The sequence below is a fragment of the Variovorax ureilyticus genome, assembly GCF_037889935.1.
Taxonomy (GTDB): domain Bacteria; phylum Pseudomonadota; class Gammaproteobacteria; order Burkholderiales; family Burkholderiaceae_C; genus Variovorax; species Variovorax ureilyticus.
In genome coordinates, this window is sequence record NZ_JBBKZU010000007.1 from 351,899 (window position 1) to 374,184 (window position 22,286).

The window sequence follows — 22,286 nt, forward strand, 5'->3', positions numbered from 1 at the left end:
CGTCAGTCCAACTCGGCCCGCCGCGGCATGTCCGCGCCGCGCCGCGAGCAGGTGATCGCCGCCGCACGCGCGGCGAAGCGAAGCAGGGCATCGAGCGATGCGGCATCGAGCTTCGACAAGGCGTCGGGCGTGAGCGCGTCGTGCTCGTCGAGCCACGTCAGCATCGCCGCCTGGAAGGTGTCGCCCGCGCCGACGGTGTCGATGACCTTCGTCTCGGGGGTGGGCGCATCCGCCTGCGCGTTGCGGGTCCACGCAGTGGCTCCGTGCCGCCCGCGCGTCACCGCGACCAGCGATGCGCCCTGCGACAGCCATCGCGCCGCCACCTGCTCGGGCGTCTCGCCCGGGAAGAGCAGGCCCAGGTCCTCGTCGCTCACCTTCACCAGGTGCGCGATCGACACCATCTGCTCGACGATCGCCCGCCAGTGGGAGAGGTCGGGCTCGACGTTCAGACGCACGTTCGGGTCGTAGGCGATGAGGCGCCGCTCCCGCTCGCGCGCCGCGAGCGCTCGCAGCGCGCTGCCCACCGGCTCGACCACGAGCGCGTACGAGCCCAGCTGCAGCACGCGCGTCGATGGCGGCAGGGCCGGGAGCGTGTCGTGCGTGATCTGCCGGTCCGCCGCGCCGTTGCCGTGGAAGGCGTAGCGCGGCACGCCGCTCGCATCCACGCTCACCACGCTGAGCGTGCTCGGCGCGTCGCTGCGCAGGATCAGCGAGGTGTCGACGCCTTCGGCCCTGAGCGAGGCGAGCAGCCGCTCTCCGAGCGCGTCGGTCGACAGGCCGGTCAGGAAGGCCGACGGCCGCGCCAGCCGCGCCAGCCCCTGCGCCACGTTCAGCGGCGAGCCGCCGATGCGCGCATCCAGCGTCATGCCGGTGGGCGTGGAGGCGCCCATGTAGACATCCATCAGCGCTTCGCCGCAGACCACGAACATGGTGGGTTCTCCTCGCTCAGCGCGGCGCCTGCCAGCCCTTGTAGTCCTTGACGTTGGTGCGCGTGATCAGCGTCGAGGGCAACAGCGTCATGGGCGAATCCGGCTTCTTGCCGTTGAGGATGTCGTGCCCGATCTCCACCGCCTTCACCGCGATCATGTACGGGTCCTGGCTCGCCGAGGCCTGCACCTGGGTGTCGCCCTTGAGCGCGGTCTCGATGTCCGGCGCGCCGTCCACCGAGGTGATGATGATGTTCTTGCGGTTGAGCTGTTTCGCGGCGAGATCCGTGCCGATCGCCTGCGGATCGTTGATGGCGAACACCGCGTCGATCTTCGGGAAGCGCGTGAGGTGGTTCTGCATCACGTTCAGGCCGCCTTCGCGCGAGCCCTTGGCGTCCTGGTCGTCCGAGAGGACCTTGATGTCGGGGCTCTTCTTGAACACCGTCTTGCAGCCAGTCACGCGGTCGATCACCGCCGAGACCTGCGGCCCGTTCTGGATGATCACGTTGCCCTTGCCGCCCAGCTTCTCGACGATGTACTGGCAGGCGATCTCGCCGGCCTGCACGTTGTTGGTCTGCACGGTGGCGTCGGCGCCGTTGGCCGCCACGTCCACGCCGACCACCACGATGCCGGCCTTCTTGGCCTTCAGCAGCGCCGGCTCGATCGCCTTGGCATCGACCGCGTTCACCAGGATCAGGTCGGAGCCGGCCGAGATGAAGCCGTCGATCTGCGAGAACTGCTTGTTGAGGTCGTAGTCGGCCGACAGCGCAGTGACCTTCGCGTTCGGGTTGTACTGCTTGGCCCTTGCTTCGGCGCCCTTGGCGAGCGAGACGAAGAAGGGATTGCCCATCGAGCCGAGCGTGATGCCCACGTTCTTGAATTCCTTGTCCGCCGCGTGTGCCGCAGGGAGGGCGAAGGCAGCAGCGATGGCAGCGAGGGCAAAGAGTTTGTTGCGCATGAAGAGTCTCCTGGTTGGTGGTTGGAAGCAATGCTCGAAGTGAGCGGGAACGGGTTTGACGAATTCGGGAAACACCGCGGAACCGGCTTCGCCGGGCCGCTGGTGTTGCCCCCGGTGAGGGGGTTGACGCAGCGACTCGAAGTGCGCGAAGCCTGCGGGTGAGCTCATGTCCTTGCAGAGCCCTTGCGGCGGTAGCGGTCCAATGCGACTGCGCCGATGATCACGAGGCCCTTGACGATGTATTGCCAGATGTCGGACACGCCGAGCAGGATCAGGCCGTTGGTGAGCACAGCGATGATCAATGCGCCGACCAGCGTGCCGATGATCGAACCGGTGCCGCCGACGAAGCTGGTGCCGCCGAGAATCACCGCCGCGATCGCATCGAGTTCGTACGACGCGCCGAGCTGCAAGCCGTTGGCCGCATAGAGCCGCGCCGATGCCATCACGCCGCCGAGGCCCGAAAGCAAGCCGGAAGTGCAGTAGACGAAGAGCAGCACGGCCCAGACCTTGATACCCGCGAGGCGCGCGGCTTCGGGGTTGCCGCCGACCGAGTAGATGTTGAGGCCGAGCACCGTGCGCCGCAGGATGAACCACGACAGCGCAATCACCGCGAAGGCGATGATCACCAGCCACGGCACGCCCAGCACGTCGCCATTGCCGATGAAGGCGAACGGCAGTTGCGGGTTGAAGATGGTGGCATCGTTGCCGATCAGCCGCGCGATGCCGCGCACTGCGGTGAGTGCGCCGAGCGTCACGATGAAGGGCGGCAGCTTCACGAAGGCCACGAGCACGCCGTTGATCAGGCCGAACAGCAGCCCGCAGCCCAAGCCCGCGGCAATGCCGAGCATGCCCAGGCCGGGAACGTTCGACATCAGCATGGCCACCACGGCCGAGGCCGCGAGGATCGAACCCACCGACAGATCGATGCCGCCGGTGAGGATCACGAAGGTCATGCCCGCGGCCAGCACGATGTTGATCGACGCCTGCTGGGTGATGATGGAGAAGTTCTGCCAGCTCGCGAAGTTCTCGCTCGTGACCGCGAAGCCGATGCACAGCAGGATCAGCACGGGCAGCATGCCGATGGCGCGCAGGAGGTCCTTGCCGCGCGATGTGGGCGCCGCGGGCTTCACGTGCTCCGTGACTGCGGGGGGGCTGCTGCTGCCATCGGCGATGGGCGCTGCGGCCGGGAAGGGGTCGGGCAGGGCCGGATCGGCCGGGTGCGTCGAGTTCATGGTGTTTGTCTCCGGGGCTTTGGGGTGAGGGTCAGTGCACGGTCGGGACGGTGCCGGTGGTGGCGCCGGTGGCCAGGGCCACGATGTTTTCCTGGGTGATCGCGATGCCGGTATCGCCGCCGACTTCGCCGACGAGATGGCCTTCGCGCATCACGATCACGCGGTCGCAGACGCCGACCACTTCGGCCAGCTCGCTGGAGATCACGAGCACCGCGACGCCGCTGCGCGCGAGTTCGTCGATCAGGCGATAGATCTCGCTCTTGGCGCCGATGTCCACACCGCGCGTCGGCTCGTCGAGGATCAGCACCTTCGGCTTGAGTTCCAGGAGGCGCGCCAGCAGCACCTTCTGCTGGTTGCCGCCCGAGAGCGATCCCACGTTGACGCGCGCCGACGCGACGCGGATCGAGAGCTGCTTGATGGCATCGCGGGCGCGCTCGACGGCGCGCCGGCCGTCCATCACGCCGCCTTTCTGGGCGTCGAGCGGGCAGACCATCACGTTGATGTTGTCGCGCACGCTCAGGTCGAGGAACAGGCCTTCACCCTTGCGGTCTTCGGTCAGGTAGAGGATGCCCGAGCGGATGGCGTCGATCGGCTGCTCGATCTTGAGCGGCGTGTCGCCGATCTGCACTTCGCCGCTGGTGCGGGCATCGGCGCCGAAGATCAGGCGCGCCAGTTCCGTGCGGCCCGCGCCGACGAGGCCGGCGAGGCCGAGCACCTCGCCTGCGAACAGCTCCAGGCTGCAGCCGCGCACGCGGCGGCCGTCGGACATGTTGCGCACCGCCAGCATGCGGGCGCCGGTGTGCAGGCCCTGGTGCTCCTTGCGGTAGAAGCCCGAGAGATCGCGCCCGACCATCATCTTCACCAGCTTGTCGCGCGAGAGCTCGGCGCGCTCCAGCGTGCCGACGTAGGTGCCGTCGCGCAGCACCGTGACCTCGTCGGCCAGCTCGTCGATCTCGTCCATGCGGTGGCTGATGTAGAGGATCGCGATGCCCTCGCTGCGCAGGCGCTTGATGAGCGCGAAGAGGCGATCGGTCTCGTGCGTGGACAGCGGCGTGGTCGGCTCGTCCATCACGAGGATGCGACAGTCGAAGTGCACCGCTCGGGCGATTTCCACGAGTTGGCGCTGCGCGATGGAAAGCGATTCGACGATGGTGGCCGGCCCGAAGTCCGCGCCCAGGCGCTGCAGCGTGGCGGCGCACGATGCGGCCATGCCGGCGCGGTCGACCAGCGCGCCCTTGACCATCGGGCGGCCCATGTAGATGTTCTCCGCCACCGTGAGGTTGGGCGCGAGGCTGAGCTCCTGGTAGATCACGGACACGCCGAGCGCCTTGGCCGCCAGCGGGCCATCGATGGTCACGGGCTTGCCGTCGATGCGGATCTCGGCGCCGGGGTCGGGCATGTAGGCGCCCGAGAGGATCTTCATGAGCGTCGACTTGCCGGCGCCGTTCTCGCCCATCAGGGCGTGCACGAGGCCCTTGTTGGCGTGCAGCTGCACGTTCTGCAGGGCCTTCACGCCGGGGAAGGTCTTGGAGATGTTGCGCAGTTCGAGCAGGTGAGGTGTGCCTTCAGGCATGGGTGGTCTCCTTGGCGGTGTGGGAGAAAGCGGAGGCGGGTTGTCCGCGCAGCACGTCGGCGCGGGGCGAGAAACTGAAGAACATGGGCAGGCTGGCCGCGCCGACGGCACCGGCATTGGCGCGGAAGCTGCCGCGCAGCAGCCGCGGCGTCTGGCGCGCCTCGGGGGCGATCTGCCTGAGGCCCGCATCCACGCGGCGGATGAGTTCGTCGATCAGGCCGCAGTCGATGTCGCAATCGATCACCACAGCGGGAAGGTCGAGCACGGCCAGCGCGGCGCGCAGCGACGGCACCAGCGCGTCCACGCAGTCGTCCATCCATTCGCTCACCTCGCGCCTGCCGGACTCGACGCAGGCCTCGAGGTCATCGTGGTTGCGCACCTGGATGCCGTTGTGGCGAAGATGGCGCGTCAGCGCATTGAGCGACGCGCGCGAGAGCAGGATGTCCCAGCGCCGCTCCGAAGGCGGGGCCGATGCCAGGCCGCTGGGCAGCACCGGCATCAGGCCGAGGTCGGCCGCGTTGCCGGTGCTGCCGCGCAGGCTCTCGCCGTCGATGACGGCGCCCGCGCCGAGCGCCGCGCCGAAGAAGACATAGAGGAAGTCGTTTTCCTCGCGGCCGACGCCGAAGAAGAGCTCGGCGATCGCGGCCGCGTTGCCGTCGTTTTCCTTGAACACGGGCTGCTGCACCGCCTGCGCGAGCAGGGTCCCGAAATCGACATCGTCCCAGATGCGGAAGTCGGCCTGGAGGTCGAGTTCGCGCAGCCAGCTGCCGAGGTTGTAGGGCTGGGCGAGGCCCACTCCCATGAGGCGGCGGCGCTGCGCGCCGTCGAGTACGCCGAGCATGCGGGCGATGCTCTTGCGCACGAGCGCGAGGGCCTCGTCGGGGTGGGGCAGCAGCTGGTCGTGCGCTTCGCGGGCGAGGATGCGGCCGCCGAGGTCAATCAGCACCGTCTCGATGCTGGTGCGGTCCAGGCGCACGCCGATGCCGTAGGCGCCCTCCGGATTGATGCGGTAGAGGCCCGCGGGCTGCCCGCGCTGGCCTTCCTGACGGCGGCCGGCGGGCTCGATCAGCCGCGATTCCTCCAGCGACTGCACGATGCTGCCGACGGCGGTGTTGGTGAGCTGGGCCCAGCGCGCGAGATCCGCCTTCGAAGCCTCGCCTGCGCGGCGCAGTCGCTGCAGCAGGGTCCGCTCGTTGTAGAGGCGGAGGTTGATCGAATTCGTCCCCCGTCCGGGGCCGCTTTGTCTCACTGCATGTCTCCTTGGGCGCCGATCCGGCTTTCGTGTCGTCTCGGGCTATTAATTAATTCAAGTTGAAGAAAGTTTAGTGCGCAGATCGCAGTGCGTGATCAGGGATTTCCCGATGTTTCGTTTCCGGGGGTTCGGGTCGGGCGGCACGCGCGGCGCCGGACGGGGCCGGACATGAGGCGTGCGGTGGCAAGCACGAGGTTGCAGAGGTGGGGCTGGCCGGTCTTCTCCTCGATCACGGATTGGGGAGAACACTAATTAAATGCAATTGATTTATTAATGTGAAGTCCCGATAATGCCCTTGTCGCAAGCGCGACAGATCAAGGAAACGCAGTCGGTCCGCCGATCGCCCGCACGTTGGAGACAAGCTTGCTGAAGAACATCGATCCGCTCCTGAGCCCCGAACTGCTCAAGGTGCTGTGCGAAATGGGGCATGGCGACGAAATCGTCCTGGCCGATGCCAATTTCACGGCCTCTTCGCTCGGCAGCGGCAAGCCCGTCCTGCGCCTGCCCGGCGTGGGGATGCGCGAGGCCTGCGCCGCCGTCCTGTCCGTATTCCCGCTCGACGCGGCCGTGGTCCAGCCGGTCGCGTTCATGCAGGTGAGCGGCACCCCCGAGGGTCATCGCTCGGCCCTGCAGCGCGACGTCATAGGCCAGATGGTCTCGCGCGCCGATGCGACGCACGCCCAGTGCGAGCCGGTGGAGCGCTTCGCGTTCTACGAGCGCGTGCGCGGGGCCTACGCCATCGTGCAGACGGGCGAGTTGCAGCCGTACGCCAACTTCCTGTTCAAGAAGGGCGTGATCACACAGGATCTCCTGCCATGAACGGCGCCCAGGCCGCCGAGGGGCTGCGTCCGCGCGGCTCCAACCAGGTGGGCATGCGCCAGTTCAACGAGCGCGTGGTGCTGCAGGCCATCCGGCTGAACGGGCCGCTCCCGAAGGCAGAGATCGCGCGGCTGACCCATCTCACGGCGCAGACGGTGCAGATCATCATCACGCGCCTGGAGGCCGACGGCCTGGTGCTCAAGCGCGCGCCGGTGCGCGGCAAGATCGGGCAGCCGTCGGTGCCGATGGCGCTCAATCCCGAAGGCGCGTATTCGATCGGCATCAAGATCGGCCGGCGCAGCCTCGACGTGTTGCTGGTCGACTTCACCGCGCAGGTGCGCGAGCGCCTCACGCTGGCCTACGAATTCCCCGATCCCGACACCTTGTTCGACGAGATCCGCGTGCGCCTGAAGACCTTGCGCCAGTCGCTCGGCCCCGAGCGCGCGGAGTTGCTGCACGGCATCGGCATCGCGGCGCCGCTGTCGCTCGGCGGCTGGCAGTCGCTGCTCGGCGTGGCGCCGGAACAGGCCGCCAAGTGGAACGACATCGACATCCGCGCGCGGGTGGCCGCCATGACGACGCTGCCCGTCGAACTCGTCAAGGACACGGCGGCCGCCTGCGTGGCCGAGCTGGTGGCCGGGCGCGGACGCAGCGTCCGCAGTTTCCTGTACGTCTTCATCGACACCTTCATCGGCGGCGGGCTCGTGATCGACAGCCACCTGCGCCCCGGAGCCACCGGCAACGCCGGGGCCCTGGGGTCCATGCCGCTCGGACTCGGCGGCGCCGACGGCGCACCGCCACGCCAGCTGCTGAGCGCGGCATCCCTCTTCACACTCGAGAAGATGTACGCGCAGGCGGGGCTCGACGCGCGCGCCGTTGCCGATTCGCGCGCGGTCGAGGCGCCATGGATGCCCGTCACGCGCGAATGGATGCGCGAGGCCAGCCCGGCGATCGCCATGGCCATCCACAGCGCGACGGCGCTGCTGGAACTCGACGGCGTGATCGTCGACGGGTCATTCAGCCGCGAGATGCTCGCGGAAGTCCTCGCGCAGATCGACGGCGCGCTGGACCGCTTCAGTTGGGAAGGCATCGCCCGTCCCGAACTGCTCGCCGGCGCCATCGGCGCCGATGCACGCGCGATAGGCGGCGCCATGTTGCCGCTGTACGCGAATTTCGCCCCCGATCGCGACCTGTTCCTCAAGCTCGATCGCTGATCCCCAAACCCACGGAGACCCCATGACCACCGACCGCAGCGCCCAACTCGCCCAGCACTTTCCCGCCTTCGAGGACATCCCCGCCGACTACCGGCTGGCCGAGCAGGTGCACCAGCGCCACTCGCTGGTCGGCGGCCGCCTGATCGAATGGAACGGCGCGAGCAAGACCGTGCTGTCGCCGGTGTGCGCGCGCGATCCCTCCACCGGCGACGTGCGCCAGGTCGAGATCGGCAGCTACCCCGTGATGGGAGAGGCCGAGAGCGATGCCGCGCTCGATGCCGCGGTGGCCGCCTACGCCAACGGCCGCGGCGAATGGCCGACCATGGCGGTGGCCGATCGCATCGCCTGCATGCAGGCCTTCGTGCGCGGCATGGCGCAGCAGCGTGAGCTGATCGTGAACCTGATCATGTGGGAGATCGGCAAGAGCCTGGCCGACTCGCGCAAGGAGTTCGATCGCACCGTCGAGTACATCCAGGCCACCATCCAGGCGCTGAAGGATCTGGACAACGCCAGCTCGCGCTTCGAGATCGCCGAGGGCACCATCGGCCAGATCCGTCGCACGCCGCTCGGCGTGGTGCTCTGCATGGGCCCGTACAACTACCCGTTGAACGAGACCTTCGCGACGCTGATTCCGGCGCTGCTGATGGGCAACACCGTGGTGTTCAAGCCGCCGCAATACGGCACTCTGCTGTTTCATCCGCTGCTGGAGGCCTTCCGCTCTGCTTTCCCTGCAGGCGTGATCAACACCATCTACGCGCCCGGCGCGGTCGTGGTGCCGCGCCTGCTGGCCTCCGGCAAGGTCAACGTGCTGGCGCTGATCGGTTCGAGCAAGGTGGCCGACCACCTGAAGAAGCAGCATCCGAAGTCGCACCGCCTGCGTGCCATCCTGGGCCTCGATGCGAAGAACGCCGCGATCATCCTGCCGGACGCCGACATCGAGCTCACCGTCAAGGAATGCCTGCTCGGCGCGCTGTCGTTCAACGGCCAGCGCTGCACCGCGCTCAAGATGCTGATCGTGCACCGCTCGATCGTTGATCGCTTCGTGCAGCGCTTCACCGAGGAGCTGGGCAAGCTCAAGGTCGGCATGCCGTGGGAAAGCGGCGTCAGCATCACGCCGCTGCCCGGACTGCACCGCACGGCCTACATGACCGAGGCGCTCGAAGACGCCAAGGCCAAGGGCGCGCGCATCGTCAACGAGGGCGGCGGCGAGTTCTGCCAGACGCTGTTCCACCCCGCGGTGGTCTACCCGGTGAGCGAAGGCATGAAGCTCTATCGCGAGGAGCAGTTCGGCCCGCTGGTGCCGGTGATGCCCTTCGACGACGTCGAGACCGCGCTCGACTACGTCATCACCTCGGACCACGGCCAGCAGGTCAGCATCTTCGGCGCCGACCCCGGGCAGATCGGTGCGCTGGTCGACCCGCTGGTCAACCAGGTGTGCCGCGTCAACATCAACTGCCAGTGCCAGCGCGGCCCCGACGTGTTTCCCTTCGCGGGCCGCAAGGATTCGGCCGAGGGCACGCTGTCGGTGTCCGATGCGCTGCGCGCCTTCTCGATCCGCTCGATGGTGGCCGCGAAGCAGACCGAGCAAGCCAAAGAGCTGCTCAACGCGATCGTGCAGGACCACAAGTCCAGCTTCATCAACACCGGCTTCATTCTTTGAGGGGGCGAACCATGCATCGCCAACGCCACGCCAAGATCGTCGCCACCCTCGGGCCGGCCAGCTCCGACGCCGAGACCATCCGGGCGCTGTTCGAAGCGGGCGCGGATGTGTTCCGCTTCAACTTCAGCCACGGCAGCCATGAGCAGCATCGTGCGCGCCACGCCATCGTGCGGCGCATCGAAGAGGAGACCGGACGGCCCATCGCCATCCTGCTCGACCTGCAGGGGCCCAAGCTGCGGGTCGGCCGCTTCGCCGACGGCCCGGTCACGCTGATCGCCGGCCATGCGTTCCGCCTCGACCTCGATGACGCGCCGGGGACTTCGCGGCGCGCACCGCTGCCGCATCCGGAGATCTTCGCGGCGCTCGAAGCCGGCACCGACCTGCTGCTCGACGACGGAAAGATCCGCCTGCGCGTGCAGGCCTGCGGCCCGGACTTCGCGGATACCACCGTCATCGCGGGCGGCATCCTTTCGGAGCGCAAGGGCGTCAACGTGCCGGGCGTGCTGCTGCCGATCTCGGCCCTGACCGCCAAGGATCGGGCCGACCTCGAATTCGGCCTGCAACTCGGCGTCGACTGGGTGGCGCTGTCCTTCGTGCAGCGGCCCGAGGACATGCAGGAGCTGCGCGGGATCGTGCAGGGCCGCGCGGGCGTCCTCGCCAAGCTGGAGAAGCCTGCGGCGATCGAGCGGCTCGACGCCATCGTCGCGCTGTCCGATGCGGTGATGGTCGCGCGCGGCGACCTCGGCGTGGAGATGCCGGCCGAGCAGGTGCCGCGCATCCAGAAGCGCATCGTGCGTGCCTGCCGGGACGCGGGCAAGCCGGTGATCGTCGCCACGCAGATGCTCGAATCGATGGTCGGCGCGCCGGTGCCCACGCGCGCCGAGGCCTCGGACGTCGCGACCGCGATCTACGACGGTGCCGACGCGGTGATGCTGTCGGCCGAGTCGGCGTCGGGCCAATACCCGCGCGAGGCGGTCGCGATGATGGACCGCATCATTGCCGAGGTGGAGCGCGATCCGCACTACCGCACGGTGATCGACGCGTCGCACAGCGCGCCCGAGCCGACGGTGGCCGATGCGATCTGTTCGTCGCTGCGCCAGACCGCGAGCCTGGTGCCGGTCGCGGCCATGGTCACCTACACACGCTCCGGCTCCACGAGCCTGCGCGCGGCGCGCGAGCGCCCCGTGGTGCCGGTTCTCAGCATCACGCCCGACATGCCCGTCGCTCGCCGGCTTGCTCTGGCCTGGGGCGTGCACTCGGTCCATGTCGAACACGACGTCCACGACGTGCCGGGGATGGTCGAGACGGCCTGCACCGTGGCGCGCGACGAAGGCTACGCCCGACCCGGCGACATCGTCGTGATCGCTGCCGGCATGCCCTTCGGCAAGGCCGGAACCACCAACCTGCTGCACATCGCGCGCGCCTGAAGGCCCGAGCCCAATGCCCAATTCGAGACAACCATCATGAACCTCCATCCAGTGCTTGCCGCGGTCACCGACCGCATCCGCCACCGCAGCGCGGCATCGCGCACCACCTACCTGTCGAGGCTCGAGCGTGCCCGTGCCAAGGGCCCGATCCGCCAGGCCCTCGGCTGCACGAACCTCGCCCACGGTTATGCCGCCGCGCCCGCGGGAGACAAGATCATGCTGCGCGAGATGCGGCGCCCCAATGTGGCGATCGTCTCCTCGTACAACGACATGCTCTCGGCGCACCAGCCTTTCGAGCGCTTCCCCGAGATCATCAAGCGCGCGGCGCGCGAGGCCGGTGCGACGGCGCAGTTCGCCGGCGGCGTGCCCGCGATGTGCGACGGCGTCACGCAGGGCGAGCCCGGCATGGAGCTGTCGCTCTTCAGCCGCGACGTGATCGCGATGGCCACCGCAGTCGCGCTGTCGCACAACATGTTCGATGCCGCGCTGTGCCTGGGCATCTGCGACAAGATCGTCCCGGGCCTGCTGATCGGCGCGCTGCAGTTCAGCCACCTGCCGGCGATCTTCGTGCCGGGCGGCCCGATGCCCTCGGGCATCTCCAACGACGAGAAGGCACGCGTGCGCCAGCGCTTCGCCAAGGGCGAAGTCGGCCGCGACGCCTTGCTCGAGTCCGAGGAGAAGTCCTACCACGCCGCGGGCACCTGCACCTTCTACGGCACGGCCAACAGCAACCAGATGCTGATGGAGGTGATGGGCCTGCACCTGCCGGGCGCCGCCTTCGTCAACCCGAACACGCCGCTGCGCGATGCGCTGACCGCCGCGGCAGCGAAGCGCGCTGCGGAGATCGGCGCCGAGGGCACCGAATACACGCCGATCGGCCGCGTGGTCGACGAGCGGACGATCGCCAACGCGATCGTCGGCCTTCTGGCCACGGGCGGCTCGACCAACCACACGATCCACCTCGTCGCGATCGCGCGTGCCGCGGGCATCGTCATCAACTGGGACGACTTTCGCGACCTCTCGGAAGTGGTGCCGCTGCTGGCCCGCGTGTACCCGAACGGCAAGGCCGACGTCAACCAGTTCCATGCGGCGGGCGGCATGGGCCATGTGATCGGCGAACTGCTCGATGCCGGGTTGCTGCACGGCGACACGATCACGGTGGCCGGCGCGGGTGGCCTGGCGCGCTATCGACAGCAACCGTACCTTCAAGAGAACGGCCGGCTCGCATGGCGCGATGCGCCCCGGGAGAGCGCGGATGCCGCGATCCTCGCGACCGTCTCGGCACCCTTCAGTGCCGATGGCGGCTTGAAGCTGCTCACCGGCAATCTCGGACGCGCCGTCATCAAGACCTCCGCCGTGAAGCCGGAACACCGCATCGTGCAGGCGCCGGCGCTCGTGTTCGACACGCAGGAGGCGGTGATCGCCGCCTTCGACCGCGGCGAACTGCAGCGCGACTTCGTGGCCGTGGTGCGCTTCCAGGGCCCGCGCGCCAACGGCATGCCCGAGCTGCACAAGCTCACGCCCATCCTCGGCGTGCTGCAGGACCAGGGCTTCCGCGTCGCGCTGGTCACCGACGGACGCATGTCCGGCGCCTCCGGCAAGGTGCCCGCGGCGATCCACCTGACGCCCGAGTGCCTCGTCGGCGGTCCGCTGGCGCGGGTGCGCGACGGCGACCTCATCGTGCTGGACGGCGAACGCGGTGTGCTCGAGGTGCGCGTCGTCGACGCCGAATGGCGCGCCCGCCCGCCGGCCGTCGCCGATCTCGGGGAGTCGCACCACGGCATGGGCCGCGAACTGTTCGCGGCGTTCCGCACCAACGCGCTGGGCGCCGAGGAGGGCGCGGTCACCTTCCACGCGGCCGAGGCGGGCGCCTCGTCCACCGGGGCGCATGAGGCACACGCCGCGCCCGTCCACGGCCATTTCGCATTCGCACAAGGAGCCACGGTATGAACGTCCTCGACATCATGCGCACCGGACCGGTGATCCCGGTCATCGTCATCGACCGGCTGGAAGACGCGGTGCCCCTGGCGCGCGCCCTGGTGGCGGGCGGCGTCCGCGTGCTCGAAGTGACCCTGCGCACGCCGGTGGCGCTGAAGGCCATCGAAGCCATCGCGAACGAGGTCGAGGGCGCGATCACCGGCGTCGGCACCATCACGCAAGCGCGGGACTTCGACTCGGCGCTCAAGGCCGGCGCGCTGTTCGGCGTGAGCCCCGGATTGACGCCGGAGCTGATCGCCGCAGCGAAAGACAGTGCGCTGCCCTTGCTGCCCGGCGTGATGACGCCGTCGGACGTGATCGCGGCGCGCGCCGGGGGTTTCACCGAGCTCAAGCTCTTCCCCGCACAGCAGGCCGGCGGCGTCGGCATGCTGAAGGCGCTGGGCGGTCCTTTTCCCGAACTGCGCTTCTGCCCGACGGGTGGCATCAGCGCCGCCACGGCGCCGGAGTTCCTGGCGCTCCCCAACGTCGCCTGCGTCGGCGGCTCGTGGCTGACACCGGCCAGTGCGGTCGCCGCGCGGGACTGGGGCCGCATCACCGCGCTCGCACGCGAGACCGCCGGCTTGTCGAACACCGCGGACTGAACACGTGCACCACCCACGCAACAAGGAACCTGCCATGCCCAAAGTCAATTCATTCGACCTGCTCCTGTTCGGCGGCACCGGCGACCTCGCCATGCGCAAGCTGCTGCCGGCCCTGTACTTCCGTCACCGCGATGGCGACCTGCCGCCGCACGGCCGCATCCTGGGCCTGGCGCGCGAGACCTTGAGCCGGGCCGAGTTCATCGCGAAGGTGGAAGCGAGCTTCGACAGGTTCGTGCCCGCCGCCGACATGGACGCGGCAACGTTCGCGACCTTTGCCGAGCGCCTGGACTACGCCAAGGTGGAGGCGAACACGCCGCAGGACTTCGCCGCGCTGGCCGATGCACTGAAGGGCTCGCCGGCCGAAGTGCGCGTCTTCTTCCTTTCCACCGCGCCGGACTTCTTCGCGCCGATCTGCAAGAACCTCGCGGCGGCCGGGCTGGTCGACGCGAATTCGCGCGTCGTGCTGGAGAAGCCGCTCGGGCGCGACGTGGCCTCCGCGCAGAAGATCAACGAGGACGTGGGCAGCGTCTTCACCGAGCCGCAGATCTTCCGCATCGACCACTACCTGGGCAAGGAGCCCGTCCAGAACCTGCTGGCGCTGCGCTTCGCCAACGCGCTGCTGGAGCCGCTGTGGAACCGCACCTGGGTGCGCAACGTGCAGATCACCATCGCCGAGCAGGTCGGCGTCGAGACCCGGGGCGATTTCTACGACCGCACCGGCGCGCTGCGCGACATGGTGCAGAACCACCTGCTGCAGTTGCTGTGCATCGTCGCGATGGAGCCGCCGACCTCGATCGATCCCGATGCGGTTCGCGACGAGAAACTCAAGGTGCTGCGCGCGCTCGCGCCCATCACGCGCGCCAACGTGGGCTCGTGCACCGTGCGCGGCCAGTACCGCGCGGGAACGGTCAACGGCACGCCCGTGCCGGGGTATCTCGAAGAGGCAGGCATTCCATCGGACACCTCGACGGAGACCTACGTGGCCATCCGCGCCGAACTCGAGAGCTGGCGCTGGTCGGGCGTGCCCTTCTACCTGCGCACCGGCAAGCGGATGGCCGAGCGCGTGGCCGAGATCGTCGTCAACTTTCGCAGCGTGCCGCATTCGATCTTTCCGTCGGCCGGCAAGGAGACCCTGGGCAATCAGCTGGTGATCCAGCTCCAGCCGGAAGAGGGGCTCAAGCTCTTCATGATGGCCAAGGTCCCCGGCGACACGATGAACCTCCGGCCCGTCGGGCTGAACCTGGACTTCGCCGAGCAGTTCAGGCAACGGCCCATGGAGGCCTATGAGCGCCTGCTGCTGGACGCCATCCGCGGGAACCTGACGCTCTTCATGCGCCGGGACGAGCTGGACGCCGCATGGAGATGGTGCGAGCCGATCCTCGACGGCTGGCAGTCCTCCGGCGAAATGCCGCGGCCCTACGGCGCCGGCTCGTGGGGGCCTGCCGCCTCCAGCGCACTCGTCGGGCGCGACGCCGCGATCTGGCGCGAGGAATCCTGAGACCCGCAACCCCGATCGGAGACACACCATGAACACACTTCGCTGCGATCAAACCCAGGCCTGGCGCGCCCTCGGCGAGCACTATGACTCGCAAGGCCGCAGCTTCGATCTGCGGGAGGCCTTTGCCCGCCACCCCGGGCGCTTCCAGGCGCTCTCCTTCGAAGCGCCGGGCATCTTCGCCGACCTGTCGAAGAATCTCGTGGATGCCCAGACGCTGCGTCTGCTCTTCGAGCTGGCACGCGGGTGCGAACTCGAACAGCGGCGCGACGCGATGCTCGCCGGCGCCGCGATCAACACCACGGAGGACCGCGCCGTACTGCACACGGCGTTGCGCGCGCCGCGAGGGGAGGGACCGTTCAGCGACGACGTGCACGGCGTACTCGACGCGATGCTCGCCTATGCCGAGTCGGTGCGCGACACCCGGGCGAGCGGCATCCGCCACATCGTGAACATCGGCATCGGCGGCAGCGACCTCGGACCGCAGATGGTGGTGCCGGCGCTGGAGGCCTTCGTTCACCCGGAGCTGCGTTTCCACTTCGTCTCCAACGTCGACGGCCACGACATCACCTCGGTGCTGCGCCATCTGCATCCGGGCGAGACCCTGTTCGTCATCGCGAGCAAGACCTTCACGACGCAGGAGACCATGGCCAACGCCCATGCGGCCAAGGCCTGGTTCGTGGCCCACGGCGGCACCGACACGGCGAAGCACTTCGTGGCGACGACCACCAACGTGAAGGCGGCGGCCGAGTTCGGCATCGAGACCACCTTCGGCTTCTGGGACTGGGTGGGCGGGCGCTACTCGCTGTGGTCGGCCATCGGCCTGCCGATCGCCCTGGCCATCGGCGCCGACAACTTCCGTGACCTGCTGGCCGGCGCGCACGAGATGGACCGGCACTTCGCGACCGCACCTCTTGCGAAGAACCTGCCGGTGCTGCTGGGACTCATCGACGTCTGGTATCGCAACTTCCACGGCTTCACGACGCGCAGCGTCGCGCCCTATCACCAGGGATTGAAGCGCCTGCCCGCGTACCTGCAGCAGCTGGAGATGGAATCGAACGGCAAGTGCGTCGACCTCGATGGCAACGCCTTGCCCTTCGCGACCAGCCCGGTGGTCTGGGGCGAGCCGGGCACCAACGGGCAGCATGCCTACTTCCAGATGCTGCACCAGGGGACCGACGTGATCCCGGTCGAGTTCGTGCTGGTCAAGCACCCGACACACGACCTGGCCGACCAGCACACCAAGCTGCTGGCCAATGGCCTCGCGCAGGCCCAGGCCCTGATGCTGGGCAAGCGGACCGATCAGGCCCTGTCGGAACGCGCGCCGACGGCGGCGAAGTCGCTGTCGCCCGAGGTCGTGGCGAGGCACCGGACCTTTCCCGGCAACCGGCCCAGCACCACGCTGATGCTCGACAGGCTGACGCCGCGCAGCCTGGGCGCGCTCGTCGCGATGTACGAGCACCGCGTCTTCACGAGCGGCGCGCTGTGGGGCATCAACAGCTTCGACCAATGGGGCGTGGAGCTCGGCAAGGCGCTGTGCAACGACCTGCTGCCTCGTATTGCAAGCAGCAACACGCAAGGGTTGGACGCGTCGACCGCGGGGATGATGAGGCGCCTGTTCGGCTGACGGCCCTGAAGTGCGGGCAATGGGTTCACCGGCTCACCGGCGACGCTCTGCCGGCATCGGACGCCGGCCCAGTTCAACTGCAACGCCCACGGGCACGCCGCGCCGGATCACCTTGAACTCGGCCCGGCTGCCGGGCGGCAGCATCGCCGTTTCATTGATGAGGGCGGTGGCATCGGCGATGCTTTTGCCATTCATCGCGGTGACGGTATCGCCCACGCGGAACCCGGCCTTCTCACCCGGCCCGCCGCGCTGAACCTTCTCCACCACCGCCCCGGATGCATCGGAGGCGCTGCCCTTGGCGTCGCGCGCGACCACGCCGATCCAGCCTCGCTCGACGCGGCCGTGCGCGATGATCTGGTCCATCACCTCGCGTGCGAGGCTCACCGGGATCGCGAAGCCGATGCCCTGCGATCCTCCGCTTTCCGAAAAAATCGCGGCATTGATGCCGACCAGGTTGCCGTCGATGTCCACCAATGCGCCGCCCGAGTTTCCGGGGTTGATCGCTGCGTCGGTCTGGATGAAGTTCTCGAACGTGTTGATGCCCAGGCGATTCCGCCCGGTTGCGCTGACGATGCCCTGCGTCACCGTCTGTCCGACGCCGAACGGATCGCCCACGGCGAGCACGATGTCACCCACCTGCACCGAGCCCGGCTCCGCGAACGTGATGGGCGGAAGGTCCGTCGCATCCACCTTCAGCACCGCGAGATCGGTGTCGGGGTCGCGGCCGAGCAGCTTCGCGTCGGCCACCTCGCCGTTCGGCAGCATGACGGCGATCTCGGTCGCACCGTCCACCACGTGGTTGTTGGTCAGGATATAGCCCTGTGACGCGACGATCACGCCGGAGCCCAGGCTCATCGAGTCCTGCCCGCGCCGGCTGCGGCGGCTCGACGCACTGCGCGTGTAGATGTTGACCACCGAGGCCGACGCCTTGCGCGCTGCCGAGCGGTAGCCCGTGTCGCGCCGGCCCAGTATCGTGCTCGCCAGGGATGCGCTGCCGGTGGCCTCACGGATCGTGACGACGTCGTTGCGCGCGGGGGGCGGCGGGGCAGGGCGGAACGCATGCCATGCGATCAGCAGGCCGGCGCCCACCGTCACGGCTTGGGCGAGCAGCATCCACAGTCGATGCAGGGTGGTCCAGTTGGCTTTCATTCGTGCGGGCTCATGTGCAAGAGCAGTTCGGGGATTTTGTATCACCACGATGGAGATTGAAATCGCGGTACGTCATTTCCTGGCCGGCGCCGCCTGGCAATAGCGGCATCGTTGCCGCTCCCGCAGTTCCTCTTCGGTGAACGGCTCGCGGGTTCGATCGGCGTGTCGGCACTCGTGGTGCAGCCATTCCCCGAATCGTTCGTAACTCTCCATGTTGCTGCGCCGATTGGGTGCGCAAAGGTAGTAGCCCAGCGAGCTCTCGAAGCGCTGCTCGAAGGGCTCGATCAATTGCCCGCTGGCCAGCGCGTCGTTCACCAGGCAGGTAGGCACCAGAGCAACGCCGAGTCCGGACACTGCAGCCTGGATGACCAGGTTGAAGAGGTTGAACCCAGGCCCGATGCGGGCGCTTTTGTGCTCGCCGGCGTAAGCGATGAACCAGTCCTCCCACGCCAGGGGAATCTCGTTGTGCTGCAACAGGGTGCAGTCCTTGAGGTCGGCGAAATGCCTGATCTTGAACTGGGTCCGATACCTGGGTGAACAGACGACGCTGGTCTCCTTGCCGATGAGGTAGGTGGCCTCTGCAATCGCCCAGTCGCCATAGCCGTACTGGATGGATGCATCGTGGTCCGGACTTGCCTCCAGGCTGTCGATGGTGTGATAGCGCACGAAGTTGATGGAGATATCCGCATTGAGCGCCCTGAATGCCTCCAGCCTGCACAGCAGCCAGTTGGCCGCGAAAGTGGGTGCCACGGACAAATTGAGCAGGTGCGCGTGCTTGGCGGTCGACATCACCTGCGTGGTGGCGCCTTCCAGCGCTTGCACGGCCGGGCGCACCTGCTTGAGATAGGTCTCGCCGATATGGGTCAGCGCCAGGCCGTTGCGGGAGCGGATGAAAAGCGGATGGCCGAGGTAGCTCTCGAGTTCCGCGATGTGCCTGCTGATGGCGCTTTGCGTCACGAACAGCTCCTTGGCCGCCTTCGAGAACGAGGCGTGGCGTGCCGAAACGACGAAGGCATTCAGCTCGGAGATGGTGGGACAACGTCTGCGCATGGTGCCTATGAGTGTTACTCATGGGGGTAGAAGTAACTGGCACCGGGTTGGTCGAAAAAGGGGAATACGGCTCGCGCCTTGCCCGCTAAATTCCGGGCCATGGAGACAACGTGGATGCGTATTGCGCGCCAGACTGCTATGCGACCAACCCTCATTCGAAATGCCAGGATTCTCGACACCCGAAATCTTGAATTGCATTTTACTCATGCCGTGCTGATCAAGGACGGCCTCATCGAGAAGATCGGCGGGGCCGAGCTGGCCTGCGAAGGCGCACTGGAAATCGACGCCGGCGGCATGACCCTCATGCCCGGACTCATCGACTGTCACGTGCACGTGATGGCTTCGTCCTTCAATCTTGGGACGGTCGCCCGCATGCCCAATGCGCTGGCGCTGCTTCGCGCGCTGCCGATCATGAAGGGCATGCTGGACCGCGGCTTCACCTCGGTGCGCGACGCCGGGGGTGCCGACTGGGCGCTGGCCGAGGCGGTCAGAACACGCCAGGTCGTCGGGCCTCGCCTGTTCTGTGCCGGCAAGGCCTTGTCGCAGACCGGTGGGCACGGCGACTTCCGTGCCCGCAACGACATCCTGGAAGATCCCTGCGCGTGTGCCAACAAGCTCGGCAACATCGCCCGCGTGGTGGACGGCGTCGATGCCTGCCGCCTGGCGGTGCGCGAGGAAATCCTGAAGGGCGCATCGCAGATCAAGGTCATGGCCTCGGGCGGCGTGGCTTCGCCCAACGATCCGATCGTCAACCTGGGGTTCTCCGAGGCCGAGCTTCGCGCCATCGTGGAGGAAGCGGGCAACGCCAACACCTATGTCATGGCCCACGCCTATACCCCCCGGGCCATCGCGCGCGCCATCCGGTGCGGCGTGCGTACCATCGAGCACGGCAACCTGGTGGATGAGCCGACGGCGCGACTGATGAAAGAAACGGGTGCCTACATGGTGCCCACGCTCATTACCTACGAGGGCCTTGCGAACGACGGCCCCAAGTACGGGCTCCCCCCTGAGTCGGTGCGCAAGATCGCGGGAGTCCGCACCAACGGCCTCGAAGCGCTCAAGGTGCTCGACGAGGTGGGCGTGAAGATGGGCTACGGCTCCGACCTGCTGGGCGAAACGCACGACCTGCAGTCCGACGAACTGCTGCTGCGCGCCAAGGTGCTTGGCAATGGCAAGACGATCCAGCAAGCGACGCTGATCGGCGCCGAGATCCTGAATCAGACGGGCCTCCTGGGAGAGGTCGTCGAGCAGGCCTATGCCGACCTGCTGTTGATCGACGGCAATCCGCTCGATGACATCGCATTGCTGACCCGGCACGACACGGCAGTGCGGCTCGTCATGCAGGACGGCGTCATCCACGCGAACCGTCTTTGAACGACTTCCTTCCACCGTCTCCGGAGCACACCATGTACGCCATCTCGGACCGCCTCGAGCGGCTGCCGTTCAGCCGCTTCCACTTCAAGCTTCTCATCATCGGCGGCCTGGGGCTTGCCTTCGAAGCACTGGATGCGGGCATCATTGCCTTCATCCTGCCGTCCCTGCGCGAGCAATGGGGCTTGACCGGCGGCCAGGCCGGATGGATCGCCAGCAGCACCTACGTCGGCTTCCTGGTGGGCGCTCTGCTGTCGGGACTGCTCGGCGACCGATTCGGCCGCAAAGTGGTGATGATGTGGTCGCTGGTGCTGTTCTGCGTCGCCACCTTCGTCAATGCCTTCGCCACGAACTTCCATGAGTTCTATGTGCTGCGCATGATCGCGGGGGTGGGCATGGGGGCGGAGGGCGCCATCGTTGCGCCGTATCTGACCGAATTCGTCAGCAGCCGATATCGCGGCCGCTTCACGGGCGCGCTGGCCGGCTTCTTTTCGTTCGGCTTCGTGCTGTCCGCGCTGCTGGGCTATTTCGTCGTCCCGACCGGCCCCAGCGGCTGGCGCCATCTGATGGTCATTGCAGCGCTGCCGGTGGTGTTCCTGCTGTGGATGCGGCGCGCATTGTTCGAATCGCCGCGCTGGCTGGAGCAGGTCGGCCGCCACGACGAAGCGGCGCGCGTGTGCGATGCCATCGAGGCCCAGGTGAAAGGCGCTCATGGCCCATCCTTGCCGGTGCCGCAAGCATCGCGCGACCGCGCCGCCCCTGCACGACCCGTGGAGCGCAACAGCTTCTTCAGCGGGCTGGCTCTGCTGTTCACGTCGCAGTACCGCAGGACCACCATCGTGGTCTGGGTCTTCTGGATCGCCGTCATCTTCTGCTACTACGCGTTCCTGGTCTGGATTCCCAGTCTGCTCGTCAGCAAGGGCTTCACCGTCACGAAGAGCTTCTCGTTCACGATCCTCATCTACCTGGCGCAGATCCCCGGCTACTACTCCGCCGCCTACCTGAACGACAGGATCGGCCGCAAGCACACCATCCTGGCCTACATGGCGGTGGCATGCCTGGCCGCATTGGGACTGGCCTCTGCTTCGGGCGACACGCAGATCGTTCTCTACAGCATGCTGCTGTCCTTCGGCATGAACGGCGTGATCGCCGGCCAGTACACCTACACGGCGGAGGTCTACCCGACCTCCATCCGCGCCACCGGGATGGGCACGGCGTCGGCTCTCGCCCGCATCGGGTCGATCGCGTCGCCCACGATCGTCGGCGCAGCCTACCCGGTGCTCGGGTTCGGGGGGGTGTTCCTGATGATCACCGCGGTGCTCTTCGTCGGTGGCACGGGCATTCTGTTCTTCGGCAAGAACACGCAAGGCGTGACCTTGGAAAGCATCAACGAATGACGCACGAGCAGAAGCTGAAGTGCCTGGCGCAGGCCGCGCACGCCTTGGGACGCGCCGAGGGCGCCGAGGCGCAGTGGTCCGAGATTTCGCGCCTGGCCGAATCGGCCTTCGGCTACAGCCTCCTGACGGGCCTGGTGTACCTGAAGGAACGACGCCTGATGCGCCGCATCTTCTCGAGCGATGAATCCATCAGCCCATTGGGCGGCTTCAAGGCCACCGGCAAGGGCCCCTGGTCGGCGCACGTGCTCGAACAGGGCTTGCCCTACATCGGGAGCAACGAGCAAGACATTCGAACCGTGTTTTCCGAGGCCGATCTGCTGATCGAGCGCGGTTTGCATTCGGTGCTCAACCTTCCGATCTGGTTCGAAGGCGGTGTGATCGGAGCACTCAATCTTCTATCCCACAGGCATGCCTACGATCAGGTCGACGGGCGCATGATCGAATTGGTGTCGGCCATCTGCGCACCCGTATTCCTGTCGGCGAAAGAGGCCGAACAAGGGGCAGCAGCTTCCCTGGATATCTCCAGCTTGGACAGCGTCTAGATCGCGCAGCCAGGG

Annotated in this window: 18 protein-coding genes; 11 read left to right on the forward strand and 7 right to left on the reverse strand. The window is 67.6% G+C overall.

Going from position 1 to position 22,286, the window contains the following annotated elements:
• Positions 1-2 precede the first annotated feature (2 nt).
• The 5 genes from WKW77_RS18545 to WKW77_RS18565 form a co-directional block, all read right to left on the reverse strand.
• The gene (locus tag WKW77_RS18545; protein ID WP_340358325.1) at positions 3-929 is read right to left on the reverse strand and encodes a carbohydrate kinase family protein; all 927 of its coding nucleotides are present in this window, start codon (positions 927-929) and stop codon (positions 3-5) included.
• A 16-nt stretch (positions 930-945) separates the two neighbouring features.
• Positions 946-1,884 carry an ABC transporter substrate-binding protein gene (locus tag WKW77_RS18550; protein WP_340358326.1) on the reverse strand — a complete coding sequence of 313 codons (939 nt, stop codon included), beginning with the start codon at positions 1,882-1,884 and terminating at the stop codon, positions 946-948.
• 164 nt (positions 1,885-2,048) lie between these two features.
• Positions 2,049-3,116, reverse strand: a complete 1,068-nt coding sequence (locus WKW77_RS18555; protein WP_340358327.1) for an ABC transporter permease subunit — start codon at positions 3,114-3,116, stop codon at positions 2,049-2,051.
• 31 nt (positions 3,117-3,147) lie between these two features.
• A complete protein-coding gene (locus WKW77_RS18560) occupies positions 3,148-4,689 on the reverse strand; it encodes a sugar ABC transporter ATP-binding protein (RefSeq protein WP_340358328.1) in 1,542 nt (513 codons plus the stop codon).
• A complete protein-coding gene (locus tag WKW77_RS18565) occupies positions 4,682-5,938 on the reverse strand; it encodes an ROK family protein (protein WP_340358329.1) in 1,257 nt (418 codons plus the stop codon). Before WKW77_RS18565 ends, WKW77_RS18560 begins: the two co-directional genes overlap by 8 nt.
• A gap of 366 nt (positions 5,939-6,304) precedes the next feature.
• Between WKW77_RS18565 and WKW77_RS18570 the strand changes: the two genes are divergently transcribed.
• The 8 genes from WKW77_RS18570 to pgi are packed head-to-tail and all read left to right on the forward strand — an operon-like array spanning position 6,305 to position 16,762.
• A complete protein-coding gene (locus WKW77_RS18570) occupies positions 6,305-6,760 on the forward strand; it encodes an RbsD/FucU family protein (RefSeq protein ID WP_340358330.1) in 456 nt (151 codons plus the stop codon).
• Positions 6,757-7,974, forward strand: coding sequence for an ROK family transcriptional regulator (locus tag WKW77_RS18575; RefSeq protein ID WP_340358331.1), 1,218 nt, complete (start codon positions 6,757-6,759; stop codon positions 7,972-7,974). Before WKW77_RS18570 ends, WKW77_RS18575 begins: the two co-directional genes overlap by 4 nt.
• 22 nt (positions 7,975-7,996) lie before the next feature.
• Positions 7,997-9,634 (forward strand): NADP-dependent glyceraldehyde-3-phosphate dehydrogenase, encoded by a 1,638-nt coding sequence (locus tag WKW77_RS18580; RefSeq protein WP_340358332.1) that lies wholly within the window; start codon positions 7,997-7,999, stop codon positions 9,632-9,634.
• A gap of 11 nt (positions 9,635-9,645) precedes the next feature.
• Positions 9,646-11,061 carry a pyruvate kinase gene (gene pyk / locus WKW77_RS18585; RefSeq protein ID WP_340358333.1) on the forward strand — a complete coding sequence of 472 codons (1,416 nt, stop codon included), beginning with the start codon at positions 9,646-9,648 and terminating at the stop codon, positions 11,059-11,061.
• A 36-nt stretch (positions 11,062-11,097) separates the two neighbouring features.
• The gene (edd, locus tag WKW77_RS18590) at positions 11,098-13,011 is read left to right on the forward strand and encodes a phosphogluconate dehydratase (RefSeq protein ID WP_340358334.1); all 1,914 of its coding nucleotides are present in this window, start codon (positions 11,098-11,100) and stop codon (positions 13,009-13,011) included.
• On the forward strand, positions 13,008-13,640 hold the full coding sequence (gene eda, locus WKW77_RS18595; protein WP_340358335.1) for a bifunctional 4-hydroxy-2-oxoglutarate aldolase/2-dehydro-3-deoxy-phosphogluconate aldolase: 633 nt from the start codon (positions 13,008-13,010) through the stop codon (positions 13,638-13,640). Before edd ends, eda begins: the two co-directional genes overlap by 4 nt.
• A 34-nt stretch (positions 13,641-13,674) precedes the next feature.
• On the forward strand, positions 13,675-15,138 hold the full coding sequence (zwf, locus tag WKW77_RS18600; RefSeq protein WP_340358336.1) for a glucose-6-phosphate dehydrogenase: 1,464 nt from the start codon (positions 13,675-13,677) through the stop codon (positions 15,136-15,138).
• A gap of 28 nt (positions 15,139-15,166) precedes the next feature.
• Positions 15,167-16,762: a glucose-6-phosphate isomerase gene (gene pgi / locus WKW77_RS18605; protein ID WP_340358337.1), complete on the forward strand. Its 1,596-nt coding sequence runs from the start codon at positions 15,167-15,169 to the stop codon at positions 16,760-16,762.
• 33 nt (positions 16,763-16,795) lie between these two features.
• Here the strand turns inward: pgi and WKW77_RS18610 are convergent, their stop codons facing one another.
• The gene (locus tag WKW77_RS18610; RefSeq protein ID WP_340358338.1) at positions 16,796-17,911 is read right to left on the reverse strand and encodes a S1C family serine protease; all 1,116 of its coding nucleotides are present in this window, start codon (positions 17,909-17,911) and stop codon (positions 16,796-16,798) included.
• A gap of 72 nt (positions 17,912-17,983) precedes the next feature.
• Entirely contained in the window at positions 17,984-18,961 is a 978-nt protein-coding gene (locus WKW77_RS18615) for a LysR substrate-binding domain-containing protein (protein WP_340358339.1), read from the reverse strand.
• Positions 18,962-19,099: 138 nt separating this feature from the next.
• Between WKW77_RS18615 and WKW77_RS18620 the strand changes: the two genes are divergently transcribed.
• From WKW77_RS18620 to WKW77_RS18630, 3 genes are read left to right on the forward strand one after another with little or no spacing between them, the layout of a single operon-like run.
• A complete protein-coding gene (locus WKW77_RS18620; protein ID WP_340358340.1) occupies positions 19,100-20,335 on the forward strand; it encodes a metal-dependent hydrolase family protein in 1,236 nt (411 codons plus the stop codon).
• A gap of 32 nt (positions 20,336-20,367) precedes the next feature.
• Positions 20,368-21,729 carry an MFS transporter gene (locus WKW77_RS18625; RefSeq protein ID WP_340358341.1) on the forward strand — a complete coding sequence of 454 codons (1,362 nt, stop codon included), beginning with the start codon at positions 20,368-20,370 and terminating at the stop codon, positions 21,727-21,729.
• Positions 21,726-22,271 (forward strand): GAF domain-containing protein, encoded by a 546-nt coding sequence (locus tag WKW77_RS18630; protein ID WP_340358342.1) that lies wholly within the window; start codon positions 21,726-21,728, stop codon positions 22,269-22,271. The genes WKW77_RS18625 and WKW77_RS18630 overlap by 4 nt, the downstream gene beginning before the upstream one ends.
• Positions 22,272-22,286: the final 15 nt, after the last annotated feature.

Excerpts from the sequence above, each read along its gene's own strand:
- WKW77_RS18545 (WP_340358325.1), bottom strand. The coding sequence starts at position 929 with ATGTTCGTGGTCTGCGGCGAAGCGCTGATGGATGTCTACATGGGCGCC.
- WKW77_RS18550 (WP_340358326.1), bottom strand. The coding sequence starts at position 1,884 with ATGCGCAACAAACTCTTTGCCCTCGCTGCCATCGCTGCTGCCTTCGCC.
- WKW77_RS18555 (WP_340358327.1), bottom strand. The coding sequence starts at position 3,116 with ATGAACTCGACGCACCCGGCCGATCCGGCCCTGCCCGACCCCTTCCCG.
- WKW77_RS18560 (WP_340358328.1), bottom strand. The coding sequence starts at position 4,689 with ATGCCTGAAGGCACACCTCACCTGCTCGAACTGCGCAACATCTCCAAG.
- WKW77_RS18575 (WP_340358331.1), top strand. The coding sequence starts at position 6,757 with ATGAACGGCGCCCAGGCCGCCGAGGGGCTGCGTCCGCGCGGCTCCAAC.
- WKW77_RS18580 (WP_340358332.1), top strand. The coding sequence starts at position 7,997 with ATGACCACCGACCGCAGCGCCCAACTCGCCCAGCACTTTCCCGCCTTC.
- pyk (WP_340358333.1), top strand. The coding sequence starts at position 9,646 with ATGCATCGCCAACGCCACGCCAAGATCGTCGCCACCCTCGGGCCGGCC.
- edd (WP_340358334.1), top strand. The coding sequence starts at position 11,098 with ATGAACCTCCATCCAGTGCTTGCCGCGGTCACCGACCGCATCCGCCAC.
- eda (WP_340358335.1), top strand. The coding sequence starts at position 13,008 with ATGAACGTCCTCGACATCATGCGCACCGGACCGGTGATCCCGGTCATC.
- zwf (WP_340358336.1), top strand. The coding sequence starts at position 13,675 with ATGCCCAAAGTCAATTCATTCGACCTGCTCCTGTTCGGCGGCACCGGC.
- pgi (WP_340358337.1), top strand. The coding sequence starts at position 15,167 with ATGAACACACTTCGCTGCGATCAAACCCAGGCCTGGCGCGCCCTCGGC.
- WKW77_RS18610 (WP_340358338.1), bottom strand. The coding sequence starts at position 17,911 with ATGAAAGCCAACTGGACCACCCTGCATCGACTGTGGATGCTGCTCGCC.
- WKW77_RS18615 (WP_340358339.1), bottom strand. The coding sequence starts at position 18,961 with ATGCGCAGACGTTGTCCCACCATCTCCGAGCTGAATGCCTTCGTCGTT.
- WKW77_RS18620 (WP_340358340.1), top strand. The coding sequence starts at position 19,100 with ATGCGACCAACCCTCATTCGAAATGCCAGGATTCTCGACACCCGAAAT.
- WKW77_RS18625 (WP_340358341.1), top strand. The coding sequence starts at position 20,368 with ATGTACGCCATCTCGGACCGCCTCGAGCGGCTGCCGTTCAGCCGCTTC.
- WKW77_RS18630 (WP_340358342.1), top strand. The coding sequence starts at position 21,726 with ATGACGCACGAGCAGAAGCTGAAGTGCCTGGCGCAGGCCGCGCACGCC.